Source organism: Cupriavidus cauae (assembly GCF_026210475.1).
GTDB classification, from domain to species: Bacteria; Pseudomonadota; Gammaproteobacteria; order Burkholderiales; family Burkholderiaceae; genus Cupriavidus; species Cupriavidus cauae.
In genome coordinates, this window is record NZ_CP080293.1 from 860,004 (window position 1) to 884,407 (window position 24,404).

The 24,404-nt window shown below is 67.8% G+C and carries 21 protein-coding genes; 9 read left to right on the forward strand and 12 right to left on the reverse strand.

Features of this window, described 5'->3' with window-relative positions:
* Nucleotides 1–8 precede the first annotated feature (8 nt).
* Both dnaN and dnaA read right to left on the reverse strand, forming a co-directional pair.
* Entirely contained in the window at nt 9–1,124 is a 1,116-nt protein-coding gene (gene dnaN / locus KZ686_RS03885) for a DNA polymerase III subunit beta (protein ID WP_023264426.1), read from the reverse strand.
* A gap of 322 nt (nt 1,125–1,446) precedes the next feature.
* On the reverse strand, nt 1,447–3,156 hold the full coding sequence (gene dnaA, locus KZ686_RS03890) for a chromosomal replication initiator protein DnaA (protein ID WP_149317365.1): 1,710 nt from the start codon (nt 3,154–3,156) through the stop codon (nt 1,447–1,449).
* A gap of 813 nt (nt 3,157–3,969) precedes the next feature.
* On the opposite strand from dnaA, the gene rpmH reads away from it, so the two are divergent.
* From rpmH to mnmE, 6 genes are all read left to right on the forward strand, one after another.
* Nucleotides 3,970–4,104, forward strand: coding sequence for a 50S ribosomal protein L34 (rpmH, locus tag KZ686_RS03895; protein ID WP_006578231.1), 135 nt, complete (start codon nt 3,970–3,972; stop codon nt 4,102–4,104).
* A gap of 164 nt (nt 4,105–4,268) precedes the next feature.
* The gene (gene rnpA / locus KZ686_RS03900) at nt 4,269–4,682 is read left to right on the forward strand and encodes a ribonuclease P protein component (RefSeq protein WP_149317610.1); all 414 of its coding nucleotides are present in this window, start codon (nt 4,269–4,271) and stop codon (nt 4,680–4,682) included.
* 14 nt (nt 4,683–4,696) lie between these two features.
* On the forward strand, nt 4,697–4,957 hold the full coding sequence (yidD, locus tag KZ686_RS03905; RefSeq protein ID WP_149317364.1) for a membrane protein insertion efficiency factor YidD: 261 nt from the start codon (nt 4,697–4,699) through the stop codon (nt 4,955–4,957).
* 20 nt (nt 4,958–4,977) lie between these two features.
* Nucleotides 4,978–6,639, forward strand: a complete 1,662-nt coding sequence (gene yidC / locus KZ686_RS03910) for a membrane protein insertase YidC (RefSeq protein WP_149317363.1) — start codon at nt 4,978–4,980, stop codon at nt 6,637–6,639.
* A gap of 182 nt (nt 6,640–6,821) precedes the next feature.
* Nucleotides 6,822–7,832 (forward strand): CHAD domain-containing protein, encoded by a 1,011-nt coding sequence (locus tag KZ686_RS03915; protein ID WP_265633053.1) that lies wholly within the window; start codon nt 6,822–6,824, stop codon nt 7,830–7,832.
* 19 nt (nt 7,833–7,851) lie between these two features.
* Nucleotides 7,852–9,285, forward strand: coding sequence for a tRNA uridine-5-carboxymethylaminomethyl(34) synthesis GTPase MnmE (gene mnmE, locus KZ686_RS03920; RefSeq protein ID WP_265633054.1), 1,434 nt, complete (start codon nt 7,852–7,854; stop codon nt 9,283–9,285).
* Nucleotides 9,286–9,383: 98 nt separating this feature from the next.
* Here the strand turns inward: mnmE and KZ686_RS03925 are convergent, their stop codons facing one another.
* Together KZ686_RS03925 and KZ686_RS03930 are read right to left on the reverse strand one after the other, a co-directional pair.
* Entirely contained in the window at nt 9,384–10,628 is a 1,245-nt protein-coding gene (locus KZ686_RS03925; protein ID WP_149317361.1) for an MFS transporter, read from the reverse strand.
* 1 nt (nt 10,629) lies between these two features.
* Entirely contained in the window at nt 10,630–12,039 is a 1,410-nt protein-coding gene (locus tag KZ686_RS03930) for an amidase (RefSeq protein WP_150083228.1), read from the reverse strand.
* 161 nt (nt 12,040–12,200) lie between these two features.
* Between KZ686_RS03930 and gcvA the strand changes: the two genes are divergently transcribed.
* The 3 genes from gcvA (at nt 12,201) to KZ686_RS03945 (ending at nt 14,355) form a co-directional block, all read left to right on the forward strand.
* Complete coding sequence (gene gcvA, locus KZ686_RS03935; protein ID WP_150083229.1) at nt 12,201–13,100, forward strand: transcriptional regulator GcvA; 900 nt, start codon at nt 12,201–12,203, stop codon at nt 13,098–13,100.
* Nucleotides 13,101–13,187: 87 nt separating this feature from the next.
* Entirely contained in the window at nt 13,188–13,901 is a 714-nt protein-coding gene (locus KZ686_RS03940) for an MgtC/SapB family protein (protein ID WP_226107910.1), read from the forward strand.
* Between the two features lie 169 nt (nt 13,902–14,070).
* Nucleotides 14,071–14,355: a hypothetical protein gene (locus tag KZ686_RS03945; protein WP_150083230.1), complete on the forward strand. Its 285-nt coding sequence runs from the start codon at nt 14,071–14,073 to the stop codon at nt 14,353–14,355.
* Between the two features lie 284 nt (nt 14,356–14,639).
* Here the strand turns inward: KZ686_RS03945 and KZ686_RS03950 are convergent, their stop codons facing one another.
* The 8 genes from KZ686_RS03950 to KZ686_RS03985 all read right to left on the reverse strand — a co-directional run bounded on the left by KZ686_RS03950 (nt 14,640) and on the right by KZ686_RS03985 (nt 24,351).
* A complete protein-coding gene (locus tag KZ686_RS03950; protein WP_265633055.1) occupies nt 14,640–15,671 on the reverse strand; it encodes an ABC transporter ATP-binding protein in 1,032 nt (343 codons plus the stop codon).
* 130 nt (nt 15,672–15,801) lie between these two features.
* The gene (locus KZ686_RS03955; protein WP_226107916.1) at nt 15,802–16,827 is read right to left on the reverse strand and encodes an ABC transporter ATP-binding protein; all 1,026 of its coding nucleotides are present in this window, start codon (nt 16,825–16,827) and stop codon (nt 15,802–15,804) included.
* The gene (locus KZ686_RS03960; RefSeq protein ID WP_223819588.1) at nt 16,824–17,735 is read right to left on the reverse strand and encodes an ABC transporter permease; all 912 of its coding nucleotides are present in this window, start codon (nt 17,733–17,735) and stop codon (nt 16,824–16,826) included. The genes KZ686_RS03955 and KZ686_RS03960 overlap by 4 nt, the downstream gene beginning before the upstream one ends.
* The gene (locus KZ686_RS03965; RefSeq protein WP_265633056.1) at nt 17,728–18,639 is read right to left on the reverse strand and encodes an ABC transporter permease; all 912 of its coding nucleotides are present in this window, start codon (nt 18,637–18,639) and stop codon (nt 17,728–17,730) included. The genes KZ686_RS03960 and KZ686_RS03965 overlap by 8 nt, the downstream gene beginning before the upstream one ends.
* Before the next feature lie 90 nt (nt 18,640–18,729).
* Nucleotides 18,730–20,337 carry an ABC transporter substrate-binding protein gene (locus tag KZ686_RS03970; protein ID WP_226107920.1) on the reverse strand — a complete coding sequence of 536 codons (1,608 nt, stop codon included), beginning with the start codon at nt 20,335–20,337 and terminating at the stop codon, nt 18,730–18,732.
* Between the two features lie 183 nt (nt 20,338–20,520).
* Nucleotides 20,521–21,354 carry an IclR family transcriptional regulator gene (locus KZ686_RS03975; RefSeq protein ID WP_265633057.1) on the reverse strand — a complete coding sequence of 278 codons (834 nt, stop codon included), beginning with the start codon at nt 21,352–21,354 and terminating at the stop codon, nt 20,521–20,523.
* Nucleotides 21,355–21,437: 83 nt separating this feature from the next.
* Nucleotides 21,438–22,451 carry a Bug family tripartite tricarboxylate transporter substrate binding protein gene (locus KZ686_RS03980; RefSeq protein ID WP_265633058.1) on the reverse strand — a complete coding sequence of 338 codons (1,014 nt, stop codon included), beginning with the start codon at nt 22,449–22,451 and terminating at the stop codon, nt 21,438–21,440.
* Nucleotides 22,452–22,569: 118 nt separating this feature from the next.
* Nucleotides 22,570–24,351: an AMP-binding protein gene (locus tag KZ686_RS03985; RefSeq protein ID WP_150083235.1), complete on the reverse strand. Its 1,782-nt coding sequence runs from the start codon at nt 24,349–24,351 to the stop codon at nt 22,570–22,572.
* Nucleotides 24,352–24,404 lie beyond the last annotated feature (53 nt).

Below are 24,404 nucleotides of genomic sequence, written 5' to 3' on the forward strand. Positions count from 1 at the left end.
CCGGAACATCAGATGCGCATCGGCATGACGACGTACTTGAAGTTGTCGTCTTCCGGCACGGTGATCAGCGCGCTCGAATTCGAGTCGCCGAGGCTGACCTGGACCTGCTCGCTCTTGAGGTTGCCCAGCACGTCGAGCAGATAGGTCACGTTGAAGCCGATATCGAGCGCATCGCCCGAATAATCGAGTTCGAGCTCTTCCTGCGCCTCTTCCTGATCGGCGTTGGTCGAGCTGATTTTCAGGGTATGCGTATCGAGAATGCAGCGCACGCCCTTGAACTTGTCGGTGGTCAGGATCGCGGTGCGTTGCAGCGCCTGCTGCAGCTTGATGCGATCGATCGCGAAGGCGTTCTTGTAGCCCTTCGGAATCACGCGCTGGAAATCGGGGAACTTGCCTTCCACCAGCTTCGAGATCAGCTCGACATTGGCGAAGGTGAACTTGATCTGGTTCGCGGCCAGCTGCACCTGCACCGGGTCGTCGTTGTCCTCGAGCAGGCGTTGCAGTTCCAGGATGGTCTTGCGCGGGATGATGACTTCCTGGCGCGCGCCGGCGCCCGCCGCTTCCTGTTCGAGCTCGACCGCGCAATAGGCGAGGCGGTGGCCGTCGGTGGCGACCGCCATCAGCTTCTTGCCGTCGACCACCAGCAGCATGCCGTTCAGGTAGTAGCGGATGTCCTGCTGGGCCATGGCGAAATGCACCATCGCCAGCAGATGCTTGAAGGTCTTCTGCGGCAGCGTGACGCTGGCGTTGAATTCGGTGGCTTCGGCGACCGTCGGGAATTCCTCGGCGGCCAGCGTCTGCAGCGCGAAACGGCTCTTGCCCGATTGCACCGTCATCCGCTTGTCCGACAGCGACAGCGCGACATCGCCGTCGGGCATCGCTCGCAGGATATCGAGCAGCTTGCGCGCGGCCACGGTGGTGGCCACGTCGTCGCTGCCGACGCCGCATTCGGCGTGCGTGGTGATCTGGATTTCGATATCGGTGGACAGGAAGGAGACGTTGGCGCCGGACTTGCGGATCAGCAGGTTGGCCAGGATCGGGAGGGTGTGGCGGCGCTCCACGATGCCGCTCACGATTTGCAGCGGACGCAGCAGATTGTCTCGCGAGGTTTTGACCAATTGCATTGAATATGTCCTTCGTCGTTTATAGTCAGCGTCCGCCGGGTGTCTTGGACAACTCCAAAATCACTTAGGAATCAAGGAGTTAATGTCGCATTTTACCTCGGATCGGGCGGCTCGGCAAAGCCGGACGATGTGTGGCTGGTCTGCATATTGTGCATGAAAAGCCACGATCCCCCAATATTTGCCGGCGGCCCGCAAAGCCTTGTCCCGCGCGGGTTTGCGGGTCGCCACCGGGCTTTTCCGCGTCCCGCGGCAGCGCGCGGCGCGCAGACCACAGTATGCCAGCCCGCGCAGGCCGTCCCGCAAAATCCCCGGCGCCGGGTTTTCAACCCTTCAGGGTCTGTTCCAGAACGTGCAGTTCGTGATTGAGCTGGGCATCCTTGCTGCGCTCGTCGGCGATCTTGCGTACCGCGTGCAGCACGGTGGTGTGGTCGCGCCCCCCGAACAGCTCGCCGATCTCGGGCAGGCTCTTCTGCGTCAGTTCCTTGGCCAGATACATCGCGATCTGCCGCGGCCGCGCGATATTGGCAGGCCGCTTTTTGGAATACATGTCGGCGACCTTGATGTTGTAGAAGTCGGCGCAGGTCTTCTGAATGTTTTCTACCGAAATCTGCCGGTTCTGTACGGTCAGCAAGTCCTTCAGCGCTTCGCGGGTGACCTCGATCGTGATGTCCTTGCCGTGGAAGTTCGAGAACGCGAGGATCTTGCGCAGCGCGCCTTCCAGTTCGCGCACGTTCGAGCGCAGATGCTTGGCGACGAAGAAGGCCACTTCCTCCGGCACCGAAACGTTTTCCGCGGCGGCCTTCTTCATCAGGATCGCGACGCGCATTTCCAGCTCGGGCGGCTCGATGGCGACGGTCAGGCCCGAGTCGAAGCGCGAGATCAGCCGATCATCGATGCCGGTGATTTCCTTCGGATAGGTATCGCTGGTGATGATGACCTGGGCACGATTGGCGATCAGCGCCTCGAACGCGTAGAAGAATTCTTCCTGCGTGCGGTTCTTGCCGGAGAAGAACTGGATGTCGTCGATCAGCAACAGGTCGAGCGAGTGGTAATAGCGCTTGAACTCGTCGAACGCCTTGCGCTGATACGCCTTGACCACATCGGAGACGTACTGCTCGGCATGGATATAGCGGATCCGGGCGCGCGGGTTCTCCATCAGCATGAAGTTGCCGATCGCGTGGATCAGGTGGGTCTTGCCCAGCCCGACGCCGCCATACAGATAGAGCGGGTTGTACGACTTGCCCGGATTGTTGGCGACCTGGATTGCCGCGGCGCGCGCCAGCTGGTTCGCCTTGCCGGTGACGAAATTGTCGAAGGTCAGGATCGGATTGAGCCGCGAGCGCTCGTGGACCGTGTCGGCCGGCTGCTGGCCGGGCATCGGTTGCTGCGCGACGCGATACGAGCGGGCCGCGGCCTCGGCCGGGTCCAGTTGCGGCACGTCGACATCGACCACGTCGGCGCCGATCGGCTGGCCGCCACCGGGGTAGGGAGCGGCCTGCGGGTTGCCCATGCCGGCGCCGATGCCGCCGTGGATGCCGCCATAGCCCGCCGGCGCGGCAACGCCGGCACCGGGTTGCTCCGGCGCGCCGTACATCAGCGCGCCCGGACCGGGCCCCTGGCCGCCGTGCGCCGGCGGCTGGCCCATCGCCTGGCCCGCGCCGTAGGCCGGCGCCAGATGGGCGGCCGGACCCACGCCGCCGGGGGCGGCCGGATCCTGGGCAGGACCGTACGGGCCGCCCGGATTGCCGGGGGCCTGATAGCCGTTCGCTGCCGCACGCCCCGACGCCGTAGGGTCGAGGACGAAGTGGACGCTCACCTGCGCTTCCCAGTACTCGCAGGCCAGCGCGGTGATGCGCCCGGAGAACTGGCTCTTGACCCAGTCGAGCTTGAAGCGGTTGGGCGCGGCAATGCGCAGCGACAGGGCGTTCTCATCGAACGCGACCGGCGCGAGCGGCTTGATCCAGGTTTTGAACTGTTGAGGCGTCAGTTCGCGCTCGAGCTGCGCGGCTGCCGCCTGCCAGAAATCTTGCATCGGTTGTTGTTGGGTAGTGCCACGGCTGCCTGGCGTCACGTCAGCAGTCTTTCGAGTCCCAATAAAAAAGGGCGCCGCTGTCTCCCGAGTGCCGGCATGACCGCTACCGCAGCCGGCTTGTCGGATCCCCCGCCCGCCAAGCCGCCTAACCGTCATGTCCTGCACACCTCGGGTTGTGCGTGCGCCACGCAGGCCGTGTTGTGTTTGGACCGGGATTGTACCCCCCGGCCCAAGTTATCCACAAAGGATAAGTCTGTGGACAACTGGTGAAAATTCGGTGGATGACTGTGCACAACCTGCAACCTTGCAGCGCCGCAGCCGGCACTTATAGAGGCCAATCGCTTGATTTAAAAGGGGATTGTCCTTCGCATCACGCAAAAAAAGCGGTGTTTGGGCCACTCTAAAATGTGCTTCGCACCACTGTGGACAAGAAAACGGCCGTCATCGGCCATGCGTGCACCCGCACAGCGGCATCCTCCCACAGCAGCCTTGACAGGCGCGCAGAAAATCCGTTAAATGGCGGGTTCTGCGATGCGGCAGGGGATCACGTATGCGCATCGCCGGGTCTGACCCGCTTCATTTCTTGAGCGGCGGCGGACCTGAGCTCGGGTCGCCCGCGCCAGCCGCGCGGTCATCCCGCCCAGCCTGCGTCGCGAGACCTGTATCGCGACACCCAAGGCCGGCGTCAGGTCAGCTTCAGGACAATCACAAGCGTCGGCAGTACCGCATCCGCGGCGGCCCCCATGCGAACCATACGCGGCAGCCAAGGCCCCTGGCCGGCCGGGCGTGCCCAGATCAACCAGAGAGTGCAACATGAAACGTACCTACCAACCTTCCGTTACCCGCCGCAAGCGTACCCATGGCTTCCGCGTGCGCATGAAGACCCGTGGCGGCCGCGCCGTGATCAACGCGCGCCGCGCCAAGGGCCGCAAGCGCCTGGCAGTCTAAGGGCCGGGTGACGGGACGGCGGCCCGCATCGATGCAGCCGGCAACCGCCGGCGCATGATGGCGGGACGCGGCGCGGTCGTGTCCCGGCCGCCGCCCTTGCCGCTGTCCCTTCTTGCCTTGCCCCCAGGACGGCCCGGCAACGCGTGCCAGCCAGTCTGACCAGCGTGCCGACCCATGCCTTCCCCAAAGCCGCGAGGCTCACAAAGACGGATGAGTTTTCATCCGTTTTTGCTTTGCGCCCGCGGCGGCGCAGCGCCCATTTCGTGCTTTACGTCCGCGCCAACGGCCAGCCGCAGGCGCGGCTCGGCATCGTGGTCGGCAAGAAGTTTGCGCCGCGCGCCGCCGAGCGTAATCTGGTGAAGCGCATGGTGCGGGAACTGTTCCGCCAGCGGCAGGACCAATTGGTCGGCCGCGACGTGTTGCTGCGATTGCAGGCCAAGTTCCCGCGCACCGAATTCCCCAGCCGCCGTGCAGTCCGGCTGGCCTGCCAGGCCGAACTGGCCGAGCTGATGGAAGTCGCCGCCCGGCCCCTGCCGTCCGCTCCGCCCGCTGCGCTCACCTCGCCTTCCGGCGCCTGATCGAGGGCACCGACATGAAGCCTATCCTGCTTGCCCTGCTGCGCTTCTACAAGATCGCGCTGAGTCCGTACCTGGGCTCGCAGTGCCGCTTCCTGCCGACCTGCTCCGATTACGCCCGCGAAGCCATCGTCGCTCATGGCGCCGCGCGCGGCAGCTGGCTGGCCGCCCGCCGGCTGTGCCGCTGCCATCCCTTCGCGCAAGGCGGGTATGATCCGGTGCCGCCTTCGCGCGACGCCGGCCGTCCGACGGTCAGCGTCCGGCTGCCCAGACCCTGAATTCCCAGATACAGCGAGACATGGATATCAAACGCACCATCCTCTGGGTCATCTTCTCGATGTCCCTCGTGCTGCTCTACGACAATTGGCAGCGCGCCAACGGCCACGCCTCGATGTTCTTCCCGAGCGCCTCGCAACCCGCCGCGACCGGCACGCCGGCGAGCGCCCCGCAGGCGCGCAGCGACGTGCCCAAGGCGGTGGGCGGCGCGTCCCCGACCGGCACCCCGGCAGCCGCGCCGCAGGCGCCTGCGCCGGCCGGCGAGAAGATCGTCATCACGACCGACGTGGTCCGTGCCGAGATCGATACCGCGGGCGGCATCCTGTCTCGTCTCGAACTGCTGCGCCACAAGGACGAGGCCGGCAATCCGGTCGTGCTGTTCCAGCGCAGCGCCGCGCATACCTATATGGCGCGCTCGGGCCTGATCAACGGCGACCTGCCGAACCACACGACGGTGTTCACCGCCGCGCCGGGTCCGCGCGACCTGGGCAATGCCGGTTCGCTGGACGTCGTGCTGACCGCCGAGAAGGACGGCGTGCGCTTCGCCAAGACCTACCGTTTCCAGAAGGGCAGCTATGTCGTCGCGACGCATTTCGACGTGACGAACAACCGCGCCCAGCCGGTCTCGCCGACGCTGTACATGGAACTGGCGCGCGACGGTACCCACGTCGAGCAGTCGCAGTTCTACAGCACCTTCACCGGTCCGGCCGTCTACACCGACGCGGACAAGTACCACAAGATCAGCTTCGAGGACATCGCCAAGGGCAAGGTCACGCTGCCCGCCCCGTCGGACAACGGCTGGGTCGCGATGGTGCAGCACTACTTCGCCTCGGCCTGGCTGCCGCAGACCGGCAAGCAGCACAGCTTCTACGTCGAGCAGATCGACCCGAACCTGTATCGCGTTGGCGTGCAGCAGCCGCTGGGCGAGATCGCGCCGGGCGCGACGGTGTCGACCGACGCGCGCCTGTTCGCCGGCCCGCAGGAAGAGCACATGCTCGAGCAGATCGCGCCGGGCCTGGAGCTGGTCAAGGACTACGGCTGGCTGACCATCCTCGCCAAGCCGCTGTTCTGGCTGCTGGAGAAGCTGCACGGCATCCTGGGCAACTGGGGCTGGTCGATCATCGCGCTGACCGTGCTGATCAAGCTGGTGTTCTTCCCGCTGTCCGCGGCAAGCTACAAGTCGATGGGCAAGATGAAGGACCTGCAGCCGCGCATGACGGCGATCCGCGAGCGTTACAAGAACGACCCGCAGAAGATGAACCAGGAGATGATGGGCCTGTACCGCACCGAGAAGGTCAATCCGCTCGGCGGCTGCCTGCCGATCCTGATCCAGATCCCGGTGTTCATCGCGCTGTACTGGGTCCTGCTGTCGTCGGTCGAGATGCGCGGCGCGCCGTGGCTGGGCTGGATCAAGGACCTGTCGGTGCCCGACCCGTTCTACATCCTGCCGATCGTGATGGCCGTGTCGATGTTCGTGCAGACCAAGCTGAACCCGACGCCGCCGGACCCGATCCAGGCCAAGGTCATGATGATCATGCCGCTGGTGTTCTCGGTGATGTTCTTCTTCTTCCCGGCCGGCCTGGTGCTGTACTGGGTGGTCAACAACATCCTGTCGATCGCGCAGCAATGGCAGATCAACCGGATGCTGGGCAAGGGCAAGACTCCGGCGCCGGCCAAGGGCTGAGCCCGACCGGCACCTCGCCACACGAGAAGCCCGACGCGAAAGCGTCGGGCTTTTTCTTTGGGCGGCCGCCAGGGCGAAAGACGACCATGCGCCGCATCGGGCGAGGTCGTTTCCTACACTGTAGCCAGGTGCATTGATAGCGGGCCGGCGCGGGCTGCCGGCTCCGACCGCGACAGGGCGACATGGGCACTCTCACACTGAAACGCCGGATGCGCGCGCTCGACGCCTTTGCCGCGTTGGCCGCCGCCGATCTGCAGCGGATCGCCGACGCGCTGCGCGCCATGGACCGGCGCGACCGGCCCGACGACCTGCATGCCTTGCGCGTGGCGGTGCGCCACCTGCGTGCCGTGCGCTGGGTCTTTGCCCCCGCGCTGCCGGGCGCGCTGGCGGCGCGCTGGCGCATCGTGCTGCGGGACCTGATGCGGGCCACCGGGCCGGTGCGCGACTGGGATGTGTTGATCGCCGACACGCTGCAGCCCGCGCTGTCGCGCCAACCGGGCGATCCGGTGCTGCTGGCGCTGCTGGACACCGCGCAGTCCCGGCGCGAGGCGGCGCGCGCGACGCTGCTGTCGGTGCTGCATGCGCAGCGCAGCCAGACCTTGCCGGTGCTCGACGACGATCTGGCCGCGCTGCGGCACCGCGCCGTCGACGGCATCCCGGGCAAGGCCAATGCGCCGCTGGGCCGGCTGGCGCGCCGGCGCGTGCGCAAGGCGCGGCGCAGCGTGCGGGCGTTGAAGGCGCGCTGGCGGGATCTCGGCACCGAAGCGGACTTGACGCTCGCGCCGGCCGCCGACGTCCTGCACGCGCTGCGCGTCGCCGGCAAGCGCCTGCGCTACGCGATCGAGGCGGTCGGCCCGGTGCTGCCCGGGCGCTACACCGGACGCGTTCATCGCAAGCTGGTCGCCCGTCAGGCCAGGCTCGGCGCGCAGACGGATGCCGCCAGCGCCCGCAGCCTGCTGTCTGCGCTGCTGTCCGGCCCGCGCGCGGAGGATTCGTTCGAGCCGGCCGAGATGGGGATGACACGAACCGGCTCGCCACCGATCGCCACGCAACCGATGGCCCCTCAACCGGTGGCCCAACCGAAGATCGCCCAACCGAAGATCGCCCAACCGAAGATCGCCCAACCGAAGGCGGCCCAACCGAAGCCCGCCCGCCCGAAGCCCGCCCAACCAGTGACGCCGGCGCCGCGTTGATCTGCGACAATACCGCCCTATGACCGCCCAGCCCAGCATCGACACGATCGCCGCCATCGCCACCGCGCCCGGACGGGGCGGCATCGGCGTGGTCCGCGTGTCCGGACCCGAAGCCGGCACGATCGCCCGCGCGATCTGCGGCCAGCCGCTGACGCCGCGCCGCGCCACCTATCTGCCCTTCCTCGACGGCAAGGGCGAGGTGATCGACCACGGCATCGCGCTGTTCTTCCCCGGCCCGCATTCGTACACCGGCGAGGACGTGCTCGAGCTGCAGGGCCACGGCGGTCCGGTGGTGATGCAGATGCTGCTGACGCGTTGCCTGCAGGCCGGCCGCGAAGTCGGCCTGCGCCTGGCCGAACCCGGCGAATTCACCCGCCGCGCCTTCCTGAACGACAAGCTCGATCTGGCCCAGGCCGAGGCCGTCGCCGACCTGATCGAGGCCAGCACCGAGGCGGCCGCGCGCTCGGCGGCGCGCTCGATGGAAGGCGCGTTTTCCGATGCGATTCGCGCGCTGGTCGAGCAGGTGATCCATCTGCGCATGCTGGTCGAGGCCACGCTGGACTTCCCGGAGGAAGAGATCGACTTCCTCGAGGCCTCCGATGCGCGCGGCCAGCTCGATACCATTCGTACCGCGCTGGGCGGCGTGCTGGCGCAGGCGCGGCAGGGTTCGCTGCTGCGGGAGGGCCTGTCGGTGGTGCTGGCGGGCCAGCCCAACGTCGGCAAGTCCTCGCTGCTCAACGCGCTGGCCGGCGCGGAGCTCGCCATCGTCACGCCGATCGCCGGCACCACGCGCGATCGCGTGCGCGAGACCATCCAGATCGAAGGGATCCCGCTGCATATCATCGATACCGCAGGCCTGCGCGAGGATGCGGTCGACGAGGTCGAACGCATCGGCATCGAGCGCACCTGGGAAGCGATCGGCCGCGCGGACGTGGTGCTGCATCTGATCGACGCCACCGACTATCTGCAGCACGGCCTATCAGAGATCGACGACGCGATCGACGACCGCCTGTCGGGCCATCTGCCGCCCGGCGCGCCGATCCTGCGCGTCGTCAACAAGATCGACCTGGCGCCCGCGGTCGGCGCCATCACCTTCGGCGGCAACCGTCCCCACGTGGTGGTCGCCAACGGCCCCAACCCCACCGAAATCTGGATCTCGGCGCGCACCGGCGCCGGCATCGACCTGCTGCGCCACGAACTGCTGCGCGTGATCGGCTGGCAGGCCGGCAACGAGGGCGCCTTCCTCGCGCGCGAGCGCCATCTGAACGCGCTGCGCAGCGCCCAGTCGCATCTGGACCTCGCCGCCGAACGCGCCGATCAGCAGGACAAGGCGCTGGACCTGTTCGCCGAGGAGTTGCGGCTGGCGCAGGAACACCTGAACAGCATCACCGGCGAGTTCACCAGCGACGATCTGCTGGGGACGATCTTCACGCGGTTCTGCATCGGCAAATAACGCTGCCCCTTGGGCTGGTGGACTGACGCGTTGGTGGACTGACGCGTTGGTGGGCTGACGATCGGTAGGCTGACGATGGGTAGGCTGATGGTTTGGCATCAGCCCTGTGCCGAGCCCCGCTTCGTCCCCCGCGCCGCCACCATCAGAATTCCCCCCGCAATCAGATTCGCCGCCACCGCCGCCAGAATCGGCAACGTATAGCTGCGGCTGGCGTCGAACGCATAACCGGCCGCGCTCGGGCCGATCAGCGTGCCGAAGGCCACGCTGGTGTACAGCACGCCGATGATGCCGCCGACATTGCGGCCGCCGAACAGGTCCATCACCACCGCCGGCAGCACCGCGACCCAGCCGCCGTAGCAGGCGCCGAACAGGAAGGCGAACAGGGCCAGCATCCAGAAGCCGGTGGCGACGGCCCAGATCACCAGCGTGAACGCCAGCGCGATCACCGTGCACAAAAGGAAGCGCTGGCGGCCCATGCGGTCGGCCAGGCTGCCGAGGAAGAAGCGCCCGGCCGTGCTGCCGATGCCGATCACGCCCAGCAGCAGCACCGCCGAGCCCTGCGCAATGCCGAGGTCCTGCGCGTGCGGCACCAGATGGACGAAGGGCACGAACACGCCGAAAGAGGCGATCAGGCAGGCCGCATAGAGGCTGATGAACTGGCGCGTCCGTACCGCGTCGCGCACCGATAGATCGCCCGACGGCGGCGCGGCGTGAGCATGGGCCGGCAATGGCTCGCCGTCCGCCGCCAGGCCACGCTCGCGCGGATCGTTCTCCAGCAGCAGCGAGGCGCCCACGCCCAGCACCGCGGCCAGCACGCCCAGCGTCAGATAGGCGTCGCGCCAGCCCATGCCGTCGATCAGCAGCGCGGCCAGCGGGGGCATCGCCAGCGTGCCGACGCCGATGCCGCTGACCGCGAGCCCCGAAGCGAGGCCGCGGCGCTTGACGAACCAGCGCTGCACCGCGCCCACCGCCGGCACATACGCCAGACCGACGCCCAGTCCCACGCCGAGCCCATAGGCCGCATAGACCTCGACGATATTGCGCGCGACGCTCGCCAGCGCGAGGCCCGCGCCGACCAGCAGCATCCCCGCGATGCAAAGGCGGCGCGCACCCCAGCGATCGGCCAGCGGCCCGCTGACGATGCCCAGCGCGAAATACAGGAAGCCCGCCAGCGAGAACACCAGCGACACCGCGCCGCGCGACGCGCCGAACTCGCGCTGCAAGGGCTCGATGAACGCGCTGAAGGTATAGGCGCTGCCGAAGCCGACGAAGGTCACCGCGAACGCGGCCGCCACCACCCACCAGCCGTAGAACACGCGCTGCTTGAACACCAGTGTCGTCATGTCAGTTCACCGGATGTTGGCGATGCCAGCCGGTGGCGCCCTGGAAGGCGGCGCCCGCGCGTACCAGCATCGCTTCGCCCAGATGCGGGGCGACGAGTTGAAAGCCGATCGGCAGCCCTTGCCGCGACAAACCGCCTGGCAGCGTCAGGGTCGGATGGCCGGTCAGGTTGAAGGGACAAGTGTACCGTTGCAGCCCGGCGATCAGCGCCGGCTGTTCGCCAAGCGTGCGTACCGCGGCCAGCGACAGCGGCGCATACGGATGCACCGGCGTCAGCAGCAGGTCGACGGTTCGCAGCAGCGCGACCATGCGGCCGCGCAATTGCGCACGGCGCAGCAGGATCCGTTGATAGTCGATGCCGGACAGCGCGCGTCCGGCTTCGATCACCGAGGCCAGCACCGCCCCGTATTCATCCCGGCGCGCGGGGTAGGTGGCGGCATGCGCGACGGCCGCCTCGACCGCGCAGTTGGCGGCCCAGTCGTCGGTCAGTCCGCTGCCGGCGCGCACCGCGTCGGGAACGCGGACATCGACCAGGGACGCGCCGAGCGCTTGCAATACCTCGGCGGCCGCGCCGACGACGGCCCCGACTTCGGCATCGACCCCGTCGCCGTTCCAGTCCGCATCGATGCCGATGCGTACGCCGCGCAGGTCCGTCGCGATCCCGCCGAGGCAGTCGGGCACCGGGTCGTGCAGCGCGGTCGGGTCCTCCGGATCCACGCCGGCGATGGCCTGCAGCAGCAGACCGGCATCCGCCGCGCTGCGCGCCATGGTGCCGACATGATCCAGCGACGGCGCCAGCGCAAACACGCCATGCCGGCTGACCCGGCCCCAGGTCGGCTTCAGCCCCGTCACGCCATTGGCGGCCGAGGGCCAGCGGATCGAGCCGCCGGTATCCGACGCGATGGCGCCATGGCAAAGGCCGGCCGCCGTGGCCACGCCGGCGCCGCTGGACGAGATGCCGGGCCAGTAGTCGGCGTGCCAGGGGTTCACCGGCGCGGTCACCGAGGGGTGATGGTCCGAATACGCGCCTTCGGTCAGTTGCAGCTTCCCCAGCAGCACCGCGCCCGCGTCCCTGAGCCGGCGGACCACGGTGGCATCCCGGTCGGGACGGAAGTCGCGATGGATCGCCATGCCGGCGGCGGTCGGCACGCCCTCGGTCCAGCACAGGTCCTTGATACCGATCGGCACGCCATGCAGCGGGCCGCGATACCGGCCCGCGGCAATCTCGGCCTCGGCGGCTTCCGCCTGCGCCATCGCCGCGTCGGCCATCACCAGTGCGTAGCTGTGCAGCGCGCCGTCGAGCGCAGCGATCCGATCGAGCTGCACGCGGACCACGGTAGTCGGCGAGACCTCGCGCCGCCGGATTTGTGGGGCAAGTTCGGCGATGGAAAGCAGATGCCAGGCGGTCGCCATGTTTTTATCGGATGCCATCGAAGGTTAAGTAGAATTGAACCGGCCCTGCGCCAGACCGTACCCGATGCTGCGCTGACGTGGCCAGATAACGCCCCAAACTTAACTTTTCCGCTGCACGCCCGCAAACCAGAATTCGTACGCTTTTCGCCTTAGAAAATCTAATGTCAAACCACAAGCTGCCGCCGCTCAATGCCTTGCGGGCCTTCGAGGCCGCGGCCCGGCATCTGTCGGTCAAGCACGCCGCCGAGGAGCTGTGCGTGACGGCCGGCGCGGTCAGCCAGATGGTCAAGGCATTGGAGTCGCACCTGGGCGTCAAGCTGTTCCAGCGCGTGAACCGCGGCATCTACCTGACCGAAGCGGGGCGGGCCTATCTGCCGCCGGTGCGCAACGCCTTCCGGCAGATCAAGGAGGCGACGGGCCGCATCGCGGCGCCCGCCGACACCGGCCTGCTGAACGTCAGCGTCACGCCTTTTTTTGCGGCCGCGTGGCTGGTGCCGCGCCTGCAGTCGTTCCAGCAGGCGCATCCGGACATCGACCTGCACGTGATCACCACCACCGCGCTGGCCGACTTCACCCGCGACGGCGTGCACGTCGCGGTCCGGCACGGCCTGGGCCAATATCCCGGCCTGCACAGCGAGCGGATCCTCGCCGTGGAGATCGTGCCGGTGGCCGCGCCGGCGCTGGTGCGCAAGCTCGGCATGCCGGCCACGCCCGCCGATCTGCTGCGCTGGCCGCAGGTCCACGACACCGAGCGCAAGGGCTGGCATCTGTGGTTCCAGGCGCAGGGCATCGACGAGATCGAGCGCCCGCGCGGACCGTCGTTCGACGATTCGAGCCTGCTGTGGAAGGCGGTGATGGCCGGGCAGGGCGCCGGCCTGCTGCCGGCCGCGATGGTGTCGCGCGAACTGGCCGACGGCTCGCTGGTCCGGCTCGCCGACGTCACGCTGCTCGATGCCTTTGCGTATTACCTGGTCTACCCCGAGGAAAGCCACGCACGCGCGAAGATTGCCGCGTTTCGCGAATGGATTCTGGGCGAGGCGGGCCGCGCCGGCTCTTCGTAACCGACGCATCCTCTCCTCGATATCGGTGCGCATGGCGATCGCAAGATGGCGCCCTGCGCTGGCGGTCACATCGCGTCAGGAGCCCGCATGGAAGCCTTCCACAACGTCAATCTCTCCTCGCTGCTGGATACGCTGGTCAGCCTGACGGCCGCATTCGTCTTCGGCGGTGCAATCGGTTTCGAGCGGCAGTACCGGCAGCGCACCGCGGGGCTGCGGACCAATGTGCTGGTCGCGGTCGGCGCCGCGGTGTTTGTCGACGTCGCCAACCGGCTGCACGGGCACGATGGCGCGGTGCATGTGATGGCCTATGTCGTGTCAGGGGTCGGCTTTCTCGGCGCGGGCGTGATCATGCGGGAGGAGGGCAATGTGCGCGGGCTCAATACCGCGGCGACGCTGTGGGGCTCGGCCGGCGTCGGTGCGGCGGCCGGCGCCGATCTGATTCTCGAGGCGATGCTGGCGACGGTGTTCGTGCTGGCGGCCAACACGCTGCTGCGGCCCATCGTCGATGCGATCAATCGCAAGCCGCTCGACGTGGAATCGGTCGAGGTCACCGGCACGGTCCACGTGATCGCCGAGCGCGGCCAGCAGAAGGCGGTGATGGCGCAATTGGAGGAGGCGCTGGAGCGCGGCGGTTACCCGGTACACGATCTCGACATCCAGCCGTTCGGGCACGACGAGGTCGAGATCGAGGCGACGCTGGTGGCGAGCTCCTTCGATGGCGATGCGCTGGACCGTCTGGTGCAGCGGCTGGCGGCGCTGCCGGCGGTGCGGCAGGCGTTCTGGAGCCCAAGTACGACCTGACTGCGAGGGTGGTTTTCCGCCAAATTTCCGGGCCACGTTTTTTGTAGGACTAGACCCACATTGCTTTCGGCGCACGCTTGATAAGGAGCAGCCGGACCCCTGTGTATCGTTCAGTTACGGTTGATATTGATTTGTCACGCCGTACCGAACAACTCAGAGGTAAGCAATCATGGCCCCGGCCCTTGTCGGCATGCCTGTCGAGCATGCCCGGGCATTTGCCCGGATTCTGTCCGTCACCCGCGCCGCCTGGCACTTGAACGAGGACGCGGAAAGCAGCAAGACCACGAACACCGCGAACACCGCCAACAGCAGGAAGGCCGCAAAGGCCACCAACGCCGCGCAGTCCGACACGCCTTCGCGGCGCCGCCGCACCGCCCACCTTGCCGAACTCGCGGCACGCGCCTTCGAGGCGCAGGTGATGGCGCTGCGCTGCCGCCAGGCCTTCGTAGGTTGACGCCAATCCGGTTGGCGACGCGGACCATCCCTTGACGCCAGTCCGCAGCGAGTTCCGCAGTACCTTGTAGTGCTTGTTCCGTTTTGCGCGCGTCGTTTATGCGCGTTTGTGTGTCTCCTTGGTTCTTGGCCAGCCTGTCGGCTGGCTTTTTTTTGACCCGCTCGTTACGCCGGCCACGGCACCACGGCACCACGGCACCACGGAATCACGGAATCACGGAATCACGGAATCACGGAATCACGGAATCAGGAATCACGGAGTCACGGAGTCACGGAGTCACGGAGTCACGGAATCGTCGCGACGTCGTTCACAAGCTCCACGCTTACCGTTGCACGGCCGCCGTCGAGCAGATGACAGGCCGCGAGATGGGCCAGTCCCGCATCCCTGCCACCCACCACCTCCACCGTGCCCATCGCTCGCATCGCCGGCGCTTGCTGCCCGCATACCGGCATCGCATGCGGGCAGCGCGGATGGAAGCGGCAACCGGAGGGCGGCGCCAGCGCCGAGCCGATCTCGCCGACGATCAGACCCTCGGTCGGCTGATGATCCGGATCGGGACGCGGCGCGGAACCGAGCAGTGCCTGCGTGTACGGATGGCGCGGCGCGCCGAACACCGCCTCGCTGGGGCCGCTCTCGGCCATCGCGCCGAGATACATCACGCCGACCGCGCTGCTGAAGTGCTCGACCAGCGCGAGATCGTGGGCGATCACCACATAGGCCAGGCCAAAGCTGCGCTGGATATCGGCCAGCAGGTTGACGATCTGGGCGCGGATCGACACGTCCAGCGCGGAGGTCGGTTCATCGAGCACGATCAGCCTGGGCTGCAGCGCCAGCGCGCGCGCCACCGCGATGCGCTGGCGCTGGCCGCCGCTGAACTCATGGGGATAGAGTTCGAGCGCGCCGGGCGGCAGGCCGACGATCTCCAGCAGTTCGAGCAGCCGGCGCTGCAGCGCCGCGCGATCGCCGCCCAGGCCATGCGCCAGCAGTGGCTCGCCCAGCAGCATCCGCACCTTCAGGCGGGGATTGAGCGACGACGACGGATCCTGGAACACCGCCTGCACCTGCCGCCGGTAGCCTTGCACCGCCTTGCGGTTTAGCGTCAGCACGTCCTGGCCATCGAAGCGGATCGCGCCGCCGGTGGGCTTTTCCAGCAGGAGCAGCAGCTTCGCGATGGTGGTCTTGCCACAGCCCGACTCGCCGACGAGCGCGAAGGTCTGGCCGGCGTCGACGGCAAAGCTGACCCCATCGACGGCGCGCACGGCGCCGCCGCCGCGCACGGGGAAGTGTTTCTTCAGGTCCTGCACTTCGAGCAACATGGGCACTCCTGCGCTGGCTGCAATGTTCCGGGAGCAAGGTCCGGTCCGGACATTCGGCGTTCTGCGTTGGGCGTTGGCCGTTCGGCGTTCTGCGTTCGGACGTTCGGCGTTCGACCTTCGACCTTCGCCCCTACGTGCCGCTCGCCAGCCAGCACGCGACGCGATGGCCCGATTCGAGCTCGACCTCGGGCGGATACGCGTCGTCGCACAGCGGCTTGCGATGCGGACAGCGCGCGGCGAAGCGGCAGCCGGCCGGTGGATCGATCAGGCTCGGCGGGCTGCCCTGGATGGCGAACAGCCGCTCCTTCTTCTGGCCGAAATGCGGAATCGAGTTCAGCAGCGCCTGCGTGTACGGATGGGCGGGCCGCTTGTACAGCGTGCGCACATCGGCGGTCTCGACGATGCGGCCCGCGTACATCACCGCGACACGGTGGCAGATGCTGGCGGCCACGCCGAGGTCGTGCGTGATCAGGATGATGCCGACGCCGGTCTGCGCCTGGATCTTGCGAAACAGCGCCATCATCTGGACCTGGATGGTCACGTCGAGCGCCGAGGTCGGCTCGTCGGCCACCAGCAGCCGCGGCGCACTGGCGATCGCCATGCCGGTCACCACACGCTGCCGCATGCCGCCGCTGAACTGGTGCGGATAGTCGTTCAGCCGCGCGTCGGGGGACGGGATGCGCACGCTGTCGAGCACCTCGACCACGCGCCGCCGCGCCGCCTCGCCGCGGGCGATGCCGTGGTGGCGCAGCGGCGCGCCGACCTGGTCGCCGATGGTGAAGACCGGATTGAGCGAGGTCAGCGGGTCCTGCGAGATCATCGCGATCTTGCGGCCGCGATAGACCTCGCTCATGGTCTTCTCGGAGACCTGCAGCAGGTCCTGGCCGTCCAGCACGATGCTGCCGCCGATGCGTGCGCCGGTCTGCCGCGGCAGCAGCCGCAGGATCGACAGGATCGTCATCGACTTGCCGGACCCCGACTCGCCGACCACGCCAAGCGTCTCGCCTTCGTGCACATGCAGGTCGACGCCGTCGACGGCGCGTACCACCCCGCGGCGCAGCGTCAGGTGCGTGGTCAGATTGCGCACGTCAAGCATCGGCGCGCCCCTGACGGCGTCGGTCGAAGCACGCGCGGTCGCGATGTCGGCATGGCTCATAGCTGCCTCCTCTTGGGATCGAAGCGGTCGCGCAGCCAGTCGCCCAGCAGGTTCGAGGCGAGGCAGGTCGCCATGATGGCGAGCCCCGGCATCGTGATCGCCCACCAGGCGTTGGTGATGTAGTTGCGCGCGTCGGCCAGCATCAGGCCCCACGACACGTCGGGCTGCTGGATGCCGAGACCGAGAAAGCTCAGCGAGGCCTCGAAGATGATCACCTGCCCGACCTGCAGCGTGGCGAGCACCAGCAGCGTGTTCAGCAGGTTCGGCAGCAGGTGGCGGCGGAAGATGGTCGGCGTGCCGCAGCCGGCCACGCGCGCCAGCGCGACGTAATCGCGCTGCTTCAGCGACATCACCTCGCCGCGCACGATGCGCGCATACCAGGTCCAGTAGGTGATCACGATCACCAGCACCACGGTCTCGAAGCCCGGGCCGAGCACCGCGGCCAGTACCAGCGCGAGCGCCAGCGAGGGAATCGACATCTGGATATCGACCAGCCGCATGATCAGCGCATCGAGCCGGCCGCCGAAGTAGCCGGCCAGCATGCCGGCCGCCGTGCCGATGCCGCCCGAGATCAGGATCGCGTACAGCGCCACCACCAGCGAGATCCGGGTGCCCGCCATGATGCGCGTCAGCAGGTCGCGGCCCATGTTGTCGGTGCCCAGCGGATAGGCCCAGTTGCCCCCATCGAGCCAGGCCGGCGGCAGGAAGGCGATGCCCAGGTCCAGCGCATTGGGATCGTGCGGCAGCAGCAGTTCGCCGCCGAGCGCGCAGACGACCAGTACGGGGAAGACCAGCAGCGCGAACCAGGGCAGCGTGCCCCAGGCGATCGCGCCGCGCCGGCGCAGGGGCGCGCCGGCGATGGCGCTGTCGGCCGCCGAAGCCGTTTTCGCAGCAGTCAGATCAGCCATGGCGAATCCTCGGGTCGATCAGGCTGTAGCTCAGGTCGACCAGCAGGTTGGACAGCACGAAGAGCACGGAAGTCAGCATCACGCCGGCCTGCACCACCGGAAAATCGCGCGCGAACACGGCCTCGACCACGGTGCGGCCGACGCCGGGCCAGGCGAAGATGACCTCGACCACGAAGGCGCCGCCGAGCATCGCGGCGAAGTAGACGCCGAGGATGGTGACCAGCGGAATGGCCGCATTGCGCAGCGCGTACTTCCACACCAGCACGCGTTCGGGCAGGCCCATCGTGCGCCCCATGCGGATGTAGTCGCTGTCGAGCACATCGAGCATTGCCGAGCGCACGATGCGGGTTTGTGCCGCGACCGGGTACCAGCCCAGCGCGATCGCCGGCAGCACCAGGCTCGACCACGACTCGCGCCCAAAGGCAGGCAGCCAGTTCAGCTGCACCGCGAAGAACAGGATCAGCAGCAGCCCCACCCAGAAGTTCGGCATGGCCTGCCCGACCATCGCGAAGACCTTGGCGAAGCGATCGAACCAGCTGCCGCGATGAACGGCGGACAGCACGCCGAACGGTACCGCCATCGCAATCGAGAAGGCGAGGGCCGCCAGCGCCAGTTCGACGGTCGCCGGCAGGCGGTCGAGGATCAGGCCGAGCGCCGGCTCCTGCCAGCGGTAGGAGTTGCCGAAGTCGCCGGTCAGCGCATGGCCGAGGAACTTCAGGTATTGCGCGACCAGCGGCTGATCGAGGCCGAGATGCTGGCGCGTCTGCTCGATGACGTCGGGCGGCGCGTCCGCGGGCAGCAGCAACGCCAGCGGATCGCCCGACAGGCGCGAGATCAGGAAGATGATGACGCTGGCGCCCAGGATGCTGACCAGGCCGTGCAGCAGCCGTTTTGCGATGGACATGCGAGCCTCCGTAAGAGACCGGGGTGGGGACCGACGAACCGAACTGCCGTCATTCGCGCATCGGCCCGAATGACGGCTCGCGTCGACGCATCACTGCGCCTGCTTCAGGCTCACCTCCTGGAACGCTCGCCAGTAATCCCGGATCGGCCACGGCACGTAATGCACCTTGTCCTCGCGCCAGGCGAAGGTCACCAGCGGCCGATAGGTCGGCAGGCCGCCGAGCACGCGCTCGTGCTTGAGCCGCGCGATCTGCTTGAGCAGCTCGGTACGTGCCGCGGGATCCATGGTCTGGCGCTGCTTCTCGATCAGCGCATCGACCTCGGCATCGTTGGTGTACGAGTACGTGCCCCAGCCGCCGGGCTGATAGCTGTGCAGATGGCCAGACCAGGCCAGCCCCGGATCGCCGGGCAGGCCCTGCGACCACATCCAGCTGAGCACGCCATCCATCTCCGGCGGACCGCTGCGGCCGCGCTTGCCCAGGCTGATCCACGCGCCATACTCGAGATTGCGGACCTGGCAGCGGATGCCCACCGAGCTCAGATACGCGTACATCGCCTCGCCGACCTCCTTGACGCCCGGTTCGCGCGGCGTGGTCAGGTTGTAGCACGGCGTGTCGAAGCCGTTCGGATAGCCGGCCTGCTTCAGCAGTTCGCGCGCGCGCTTCGGATCGTAGGCATACGGCTTGAGCGCCGGATCGTAGCCGTTCGAGCCCTTGCCGACCTGCGCATAGCGCTCGCCCTGGCCGAACAGCACCCGCTTGATGATCGCGTCGACGTCGATCGCATGCGCCGCGGCCTGCCGCACGCGCACGTCGTTGAACGGCGACTTCGGCATCTGCGTGTTGAAGTTCAGGAACAGGTTGTTGCCGCTGACCAGCGTTGCGGTCTTGACGCCCGGCATCTTCCTGAACTCCTCGATCATCGACGGCGGTACGTTGTCGATCCAGTCGACCTTGCCGGTCTTGAACGCCGCCACGCGGGTCAGGTCCTCGGGAATGACCTTGATCGTCAGCGTCTTCACGCCGGGGCGCTTGTTCTTGTTCCAGTAGTCGTCGAAGGCCTCGAGCTTCAATTCGTCCTTGACGGTGCGCGAGACGAACTTCCACGGGCCGGTGCCGACCGGCTTCCTGGCGAACTCCTCCTCGCCGACCTTCTGGATGTACTTCTTCGGCATCGCCCACAGCTGCAGATTGCCGACCAGGAACTGCGCGTCGGGCTCCTTGAAATGCAGCTTGAAGCGATGCGCGTCGACGATCTCGAAGCGCTCGACCGACGACACGTAGTGCGAGAAGAAGCTGCCCTTCGGATCGCGCTGCCGTTGCCAGGAAAACTCCATGTCCTCGGCCGTCAGCGGATCGCCGTTGTGGAACTTGACGCCCTTGCGCAGCCGCACGTCGAGCACCGGCTTGCCGTCCTTGCCGGTCTCGAGCTTCCAGCTTTCGGCCAGCCAGTTCTCGTCCTGCAGCGAGGCGTTGCGGCGCACCAGCATCTCGAAGATCTGGCCGACGAAATAATGGTCGACGCCCGCGGAAATGCGCACGGGATCGAGCGTCGTGGACTCCGCGCCGAAGGCCACCGTCAGGCTGCCGGTCGCCGGGGCCGCCTGGGCGGTGCCCCCCAGGGCCGTCAACGCGCCGAGCGCCAGGGCGCCGATCGTGATCGTCAGCTTCGAGCGAGCCGATGCCGGGTGCTGTTGCATATTGCGCCTCCTGTTGCGCCGAACGGGACGGCGCGTTTCTTGTTGAAGAACGGGACCGTGCGATAGCCGGTTGCGATTCCGCTACCTTGCCGGTGCCATGCCGATGCGATTGCGGTGCGATTGCGGTGCGATTGCGATGCGACTGCGATGCGATTGCGGTGCTACGGCGATGCCATGTCGGTGCTATTTCGGGAAGGTCGACTCCAGCTGCCGCACCACTTCCAGCAGGCGCGGCCGCACTTCGTTGAGCAGGAATTCGGGCGACAGGCTGTACGACGGGCCGCCGACGTTCAGCGCCATCCTCGCCATGCCGTTGCCCGGGTCGAAGCCGCGGCCGATGCCGTTGACGTCCTTCTGCCAGTCGCCGAACGAGCAGGCCACGCCAAGCGTGCCGTGGTCCTGCAGCCCCTGTTCGATGCCCTGGCGGATGCGCGGCCATGCCACGTCGTCGAGCTCGCGTATCTGTTCGAGCAGCGCGTCGCGTTCGCCCTCGGATGCCACCGCGAGCCACGCTCGTCCGATCGCCGAGGTCGAGACCGGAATGCGCGAGCCGATATCGAGCGTCAGCGAGATCGCCGCCGAGCTGCGGCAGTGCTCGACATAGATCATCGACAACCGGTCGCGCGCGCCCAGCGACACGGTGCCGCCGGAGAAGTCGGCCAGTTCCTGCATCAACGGCCGCGCCACCTTGCGAATGTCGAGCCGCGACAGCATCGCGCTGCCCAGCCCCAGGCAGGCGGTGCCGAGCGCGTACTTGTGGGTGCCTTCGTAATGGGTCAGATAGCCGAGTCGGATCAGCGTCGCGGTCAGGCGCGACACCGTCGATTTCGGCAGGCGGCAGCGCTGCGCGATCTCCTGATTGCCGAGGGCACGGTCGCTGGAGCGGAAGCACGCCAGCACTTCGAGCCCGCGCGCGAGCGCCGTGACGAAATGCCGGTCTTCCTTCGATTCGGCCCGGCTGGTGATCGGGGACGAGGTCAAGGAGGAGGACGACGTCGAGGTCGAGGTCTCGCGCATGGGCAATGGACTCCTGTTGGACTGCTCGCCGGGTCGCCCGCCGGCTCCTGGCGTCGCTGCGTTCGGCGCTGCCGGTGCCGCGCTCATCCGACGCGGATGCCGGTCTGCTGCACCAGCGCCTGCCACACCTTCTGGTCGCGCTTGAGCAGCGCCGCGAACTCGTCGGCGCTGGTGCCGCGCGGCAGCATGCCGGCCTCGGTCAGCATCCGCGAGCCGTCGGGCGAACGCACGATGCGCGCGATTTCCGCCGACAGCCGGTCGATCACGGGCCGCGCGCAGCCATGCGGCGCCAGCATGCCGATCCAGCCGATCGCCTCGAAGCCCTGGTACCCCGATTCCGCGAAGGTCGGCACATCGGGCATCGATGGCACGCGAGTGGTGCCGAGCGTCGCCAGCACCTTGATGCGGCCCGCCTCGCCATAGGTGCGCGCCACCACGGTGGAAACGAAGCCGGCCGGCAGTTGCTTGGCCAGCAGATCGGCGATCGCCGGCGCATCGCCCTTGTAGGCGGCGTGCACGATCTCGACCTGCGCGCGCCGCTTGAACAGCTCGCCGTACAGATGCCCGGTCGAGCCGACGCCCAGGCTGCCGTAGGCCGAGCCCGGATGCGCCTTGGCCCAGGCCGCGTAGTCGCGCAGCGACTTGACGGGCAGATCGGCATTGGCCACGAACACCTGCGCGGCGTCGGCGACCAGCGACAGCGGATCGAAGTCCGTCATCGGGTCGTAGAGCGGCTTGGGCTGGATCAGCGGGCTCTGGATCAGCGCGGTGTTGGTGAACAGCAGCGTGCGGCCGTCGGCGGGCGACTTGGCCACCTGCGCGGCGCCGATCATGCCTGCCGCGCCGGGGCGGTTCTCGACGATCACGGTCTGCTTCAGCGCCGCGCCAAGCCGGTCGGCGATGAAGCGCGTGATCGCATCGGTCGAGCCGCCGGGCGGGTAGGGCAGCACGATGCGGATCGCGCCGTCGATGGTGGCGCTGGCGGCGGTGGCAGCAGCAGTCGTAGTGAGCGCCTGCGCACCGGCCAGGCGGGGCAAGGCCAGGCTGCCGGCGAGCGCGGCCGACGTCTGCAGCAGCTTGCGGCGGGACGGGTTCATGTTTGTCTCCTGTTGTCGTGGGGCGCTCGTGCGGCGCCCTTTCGATCGCTATGCGCGCAAGGCCTGCGCGGCGTCGCGCCCGTGGTCTCCCTGCGCTTGGTGCGGGCCCAGGGCCGCCTTATTGCTGTCCCTGCTCCGCCTCCAGTTGCGCCTGCAGCTCGACCTTGCGCACCTTGCCGGTCGCGGTCAGCGGCAGCTCGTCGACGATGCGGATCTCCGGCACCTTGTAGACCGCCATCTGCTCGCGGCACCAGGCGTGCAGCGTGTCGGCGTCCACCGTCGCGGCGTGTTCCGGCCGCAGCCGGATGAAGGCCACCGGCATCTGTCCCTTGTCGGGGTCGGGCCGGCCCACCACGGCCGAGCCCAGCACCGCGGGATGGCGCGACAGCAGCACCTCCAGTTCCGACGGGAACACGCTCATGCCGCGCACCTTCAGCATCTCCTTGCGGCGGCCGAGGAAGTGCAGATAGCCGTCCTCGTCGTAGGCGCCGATATCGCCGGTGCGGAACCAGCCGTCGCGAAACACCTCGGCGTCGACATCCGGCCGTCCCCAGTAGCCCTTGAACAGCGACGGCGTGCTGACGACGATCTCGCCTTCCGCGCCGATCGGCAGCAGCGCGCCGGTCTCGAAATCGCAGATCTTGATGCGCGTGCCGGGCACCGGCAGGCCGACGAACACGGGACGCCCGCGCAGGTCCATGTCGTCGTCCTGCATGCCCGTGGTGAAGGTGTCGCTGGTGTGCGTCTCGGTCATGCCCCAGGCGCCCTCGGCCAGCACGCTGCCGGTCAGCTCGAACCAGCGCCGGCGGATGTCCGGCGTGATCTTGCGGATGAACGAGGCCGCGCGCGTATGCCGCAGCGAGCGAAGGTCGTAGCGCGGCAGCTCGGGGTGGTTCATCAGCTCGACGGCGTTGTCGACCACGACGAAGGTGCGGTTGACGCGGTAGCGGTCGATCGCCGCCATCACGGCGACCGGGTCCCAGCGCGCGAGCACGACCACGGTGGCCCCGCTGAAGATCGGATAGATCAGCCCCAGGTTCTCGCCGGCGATCCAGAACATCGGCAGGAAGTTCAGCATCACGTCGTCGGAGCCCTCGGCCATGCGCGCGGCGTCCACCCCGCCGGTCAGCGCGTACGAGGCGGCGGCCGTGTAGACCATGTCGCGCTGCGTGTGCATGCAGCCCTTGGGCATGCCGGTGGTGCCGCCGGTGTAGTTCAGCGCGGCCAGCGCGTCGAGATCGACCGGCGGCAGCGCGATCGGCGCGGTGGCGCGGATTGCCGGCATCAGGTCGGTCGCGCCGTCGATGCGCCGTGGCGGCGCGTCGAGCCCCGGCGGCAGCGGCACGGTCGGCTGCGCCGGCAGCATCTCGCCCTGGCTGGTGGTGAAGACGGTGCGGATGCGGGTCTGGCTTTTCACCGCCATCAGCATGCCCGCCAGTTGGTCCAGCACGACGATGGCGGTGGCGCCCGAGTCGTTCAGCTCGTAGCGCAGCTCTTCTTCCTTGAACAGCGGGTTGACCGGCACGTAGACGGCGCCGAGTTTCAGGATGCCGTAGAACACCACATGGAATTGCGGGCAGTTGCCGATCATCACCGCGACACGGTCGCCGGCACCGATGCCGTGCGAGGCCAGCAGCGCGGCGCAGCGCTCGCTGAGGTCGTCGAGCTCGGCGTAGCCGACCTCGGTGCCGTAGTAGATCAGCGCCGGATGCGCGGGGCGCCGGCGCGCCCACGCGCGCAGGTAGTCACCGAGCGCGACCTCGCCGTGCGGATAGACCGGCGCGGTGGGCAGGCCGGCGGGCCAGATCCTGCGGTGGCGCGCTTCCAGATCTTCGAAGAACTGCGCCTCTTCGACGGAAGCGTCGGGCAATGCTGGTGGGTTCGACTGCTCGCGGTCCATCTGCTGTCTCCTGTTGCGTTCTTGTTCGGGTCGATGGAAGAGCTGCGGGGACG